The sequence below is a fragment of the Kribbella sp. NPDC050820 genome, from assembly GCF_040653975.1.
Taxonomy (GTDB): Bacteria; Actinomycetota; Actinomycetes; order Propionibacteriales; family Kribbellaceae; genus Kribbella.
This window is the reverse complement of the sequence record NZ_JBFAHB010000173.1, coordinates 1-1,367: the sequence shown is the minus strand read 5'-3', so window position 1 is coordinate 1,367 and position 1,367 is coordinate 1. Positions and strand designations below refer to the sequence as shown.

At 66.8% G+C, this 1,367-nt stretch carries 1 protein-coding gene; it reads left to right on the top strand.

The annotated features are described in order from the left end of the window. The first annotated feature begins 78 nt into the window (after positions 1–78). Positions 79–1,331 (top strand): IS3 family transposase gene (locus AB0H36_RS48065; RefSeq protein ID WP_360539127.1). Its coding sequence is split into 2 segments (ribosomal slippage): positions 79–418 and positions 418–1,331, totalling 1,254 coding nucleotides; the frame shifts between segments, so codons are not numbered across the junction. Positions 1,332–1,367: the final 36 nt, after the last annotated feature.

The window sequence follows — 1,367 nt, the reverse complement described above, 5'->3', positions numbered from 1 at the left end:
GGGCCCTGACCCTGGTTCTTGGACACGCCGAATCCAGCAGCTGAGCATCTGCTGGAGAGAGCGAGATGATCCAGAACCATGGCCCGCAAGAACTACTCCGAGGAGTTTCGTCGGCAGGCCGTCGACTTGTTCGAGTCCACCCCGGGCGCGACGCTGAAGGGCATTGCGGCTGATCTGGGGGTCGAGCGGGCAACCCTGAAGCGCTGGGTTGACCTGTACGGGACGGGCAGGAAGACGGCCGCCGACGGCAAGACCACGAGCACGAGCACGGGTAGCAGCGCGCAGGCGGACCCGGTGCGGGCGGAGTCGCCGGCGGTGAAGATCGCCCGGCTCGAGGCCGAACTGGCGGCGTTGCGGGCGGAGAAGACCAAGCTCACCACCGAGCGGGAGATTCTCCGGTCGGCGGCCAAGTATTTCGCCGGGGAGACGAACTGGTGAGTCGCTTCCAGTTCGTCGCCGACCACCGTGCCACCTTCGAGGTGAAGCGGCTGTGTGAGCTTGTCGAGGTTAAGCGGTCGTCGTACTACGCCTGGGTCAAGGCGGCCCCGCCTCGCGAGGCCCGCGCCGCCGCGGACGCCCAGCTCGCAGACCGGATCCGGAAGGTCCACACCGACGACAACACGTGCGGTGCACCGCGGATCACCGCCGAACTCAACGACGGTGTTCCTGCTGGTCAGCGGGTGAATCACAAGCGGGTCGCGCGAGTGATGCGCGACAACGGCATCGCCGGCTACCGGCGACGACGCAAGGTCCGCACCACGATCCCCGAACCCGCGGATCACAAGGTCCCCGACCTGCTAAACCGGAACTTCACCGCCGAAGCCCCGAACCAGCGCTATGTCGGGGACATCACCTACCTGCCGCTTGCCGACGGCAACAACCTCTATCTGGCGACCGTGATCGACTGCTACTCGCGGCGCCTGGCCGGCTGGGCGGTCGCCGGCCACATGCGCACCGAACTCGTCACCGACGCACTCAAAGCCGCGAAAGCGACCCGCGGCAGCCTCACCGGTGCCGTCTTCCACAGCGACCACGGGTCCGTCTACACGTCCAACGACTACGCACGACTCTGCACCGAACTCGGAGTCACCCAGTCCATGGGCGCCGTCGGGACCAGTGCCGACAACAGCCTCGCCGAATCGTTCAACGCCACCCTCAAACGAGAGATCCTGCAAGACCAGAACTCCTGGCCCGACGAGGCCACCTGCCGCCGCCAGGTCTTCCGGTGGCTGGTCCGCTACAACACCCGCCGCCGCCACTCCTGGTGCCACTACCAGTCCCCAAACACCTACGAGACCAGCACCGCCGCTACCCTCCCGTCAGCGGCGTAAACCACCACCCGTGTCCAAGAACCGGGGGTAAGGCCC